This is a genomic window from Nonomuraea sp. NPDC049141, assembly GCF_040648415.1.
In the GTDB taxonomy this organism is placed as follows: Bacteria; Actinomycetota; Actinomycetes; order Streptosporangiales; family Streptosporangiaceae; genus Nonomuraea.
Map to the genome: position 1 here is coordinate 1 of NZ_JBEZDR010000070.1, position 2480 is coordinate 2480.

A 2480-nucleotide genomic window follows, 5' to 3' on the forward strand; every position below is an offset into this window, starting at 1 on the left:
GTCGGGGATGCCGACCCGGTCCAGCAGGGCCGCCGCCTCCTTCTCCGCCGCCGCGCCCTTCATCCCCCGGTGCCGCGTGAGCACCTCGGTGACCTGCAACCCGATCGGGATCACCGGGTTCAGGGACGAGAGCGGGTCCTGGAAGATCATCGCGACGTCCCGGCCACGGATGTCCCGCCGGGACCGGTCGTCGAGCTGGAGCAGGTCCGTGCCGTCGAAGACCGCCTTGCCGCCGACGCGCAGGCCCGGCTGCTTGGGCAGCAGACCCATGATCGCCAGCGAGGTGACGCTCTTGCCGCAGCCGGACTCGCCGACCAGGCCGACCACCTCGCCGGCGTCGACGGAGAAGGAGACCCCGTCGACGGCGTGCACGGTGCGCTGACCGCGCCGGGCGAAGGTGACGGAGAGATCTTCGACATCAAGCAGAGCCATGTCGGGCCCGCCTTTCGTTCGCGACTGCGGGGCTCGCAAGCTCACTCCTCGCGCTCACCGGCCCTACTTCCGCAGCTTCGGGTCGAGTGCCTCGCGCATCGCCTCGCCGAGCAGGGTGAAGCCCAGCGCGGTGACGATGATGGCGAGGGCGGGCAGGATCGCCAGCCGGGGCGCGGAGTCGAGGTACTGCTGCGCGTCGGCGAGCATCACACCCCACTCGGGGATGGAGGCGTCGTTGTTGCCAAGGCCGAGGAAGGAGAGCGCCGCGGCCTCGATGATCGCGGTGGCCAAAGTGAGGGTGGCCTGCACGATGACCGGGGCGAGCGAGTTCGGCACCACGTGGGTCAGCGCGATCTTCGGCTTCTTGACGCCCAGCGAGACGGCGGCCAGGACGTAGTCGCTGTTCGCCTGGGAGATCATCGAGCCGCGCAGCAGCCGGGCGAAGACCGGCACCGACACCACGCCGACCGCGATCATGACCGTGGTCAGCCCGGCGCCGAGCAGGGCCGCGATGCTGATCGCCAGCAGCAGGCTCGGCATGGCCAGCAGCATGTCGACGAAACGCATCAGCACGTTGTCGACCGCCCGGCCCCACCGGCCGCCGAGGCCGGCGGCGGCACCGGCGATCCCGCCGATCAGCGAGCCGACCGCGAGGCCGATCAGGGTGGAGACCACGCCGACCAGCAGGGTCTGCCGGGCGCCGACGATCATGCGGCTGAACTCGTCGCGACCGATGTGGTCGACGCCGAACCAGTTCTCCCCACGGAAGCCGGGGAAGTCGCCGAGACGGATCTCGCTCTTCCAGAGCTGGGCGTCCGGGGGGTGCGGGACGAAGAACGGCCCGAGGATCGCGACCAGCAGGAACAGGCTGAGGATCACCGCGCCGACGATCGCCGCCGGGTTGCGCCGCAGCCGGCGGAACGCCTCCTTCCAGAGGCTGACGCCGCGCTCGTCCTCCCGGGCCGCCAGCTCGGCGAGCCGGTCGATCTTTTCCTTCTTCTTGCCGCTGGTGATCGTCATCGGACCCTCACCCTCGGGTCGATCAGGCTGTAGGAGAGGTCGACCAGGAGGTTCACCAGCACGTACACCACCGCGATGATCAGGATGAAGCCCATCAGGACCGGATAGTCACGCTGGCTGATCGCCTCGTAGATGAAGGCTCCGATGCCGCTGAAGGCGAAGACGGTCTCGGTCAGCACCGCGCCGGAGAGCAGGCCGCCGGTGAGCAGGCCGATCGAGGTGACCACCGGCAGCATGGAGTTGCGCAGCACGTGCCGGCGCCGGACCGTGCTCTCGGTGAGTCCCTTCGCCTCGGCGGTGCGTACGAAGTCCTCGTTGAGGACCTCCAGCACGCTGGCCCGGGTGATCCGGACGATGATCGCCAGGGGGATGCTGGCCAGCGCGACGCCCGGCAGCACCAGGTGCCAGAGCGCGTCGGCGGCGGCGTCCCACTCCCGGGTCATCAGACCGTCGAGGACGAAGAAGTTGGTGACCCGCGTCGCCCCGAGCGTCGGGTCCTGCCGGCCGCTCGCCGGGAACCAGCCGAGGTTCTCGGCGAAGATCGCCTTGAGCACGTACGCGAGGAAGAAGACCGGGATGCAGATGCCGATCAGGGAGCCGCCCACGGAGAGGTGGTCCAGCATCCGGCCACGGCGGCGGGCCGCCAGGTAGCCCAGCGGGATGCCGACGCCGACCGCGATCAGCATCGCCGTGACGGAGAGCTCGACCGTGCCGGGGAACCGCTCGACGAACTCGGTGACGACGGTCCGCTTGGTGGAGGTCGAGGTGCCCAGATCCAGGCGGATCAGCCGCCGCACGAACCGGCCGTACTGCACCAGGATCGGCTCGTCGAGGCCCATGTTGCGCCGGATCTGGGCGCGCATCTCGGGCGTCCCACGCTCACCGAGGATGGCGGTCTCGGGACCGCCGGGCAGTCGGCGGAGCCAGATGAACAGCAGGAGGGAGAGCCCGAACAGCGTGGGTATCAGCTGAAGCAGGCGTCTGACGATGAACCGGAACACGGCGGCCTCGAAAGGGGTACGGAGGGT

The 2480-nt window shown here is 69.7% G+C and carries 3 protein-coding genes; all 3 read right to left on the reverse strand.

The genetic code is table 11. The features are described from left to right. The coding region (locus AB0B91_RS64025; RefSeq protein WP_358342781.1) for an ATP-binding cassette domain-containing protein at positions 1-432 on the reverse strand (432 nt) is incomplete at its 3' end. Between the two features lie 63 nt (positions 433-495). Then, positions 496-1452 (reverse strand): ABC transporter permease, encoded by a 957-nt coding sequence (locus tag AB0B91_RS64030; RefSeq protein ID WP_089003017.1) that lies wholly within the window; start codon positions 1450-1452, stop codon positions 496-498. Next, on the reverse strand, positions 1449-2453 hold the full coding sequence (locus AB0B91_RS64035; RefSeq protein ID WP_089003016.1) for an ABC transporter permease: 1005 nt from the start codon (positions 2451-2453) through the stop codon (positions 1449-1451). Before AB0B91_RS64035 ends, AB0B91_RS64030 begins: the two co-directional genes overlap by 4 nt. Between the last annotated feature and the right edge of the window lie 27 nt (positions 2454-2480).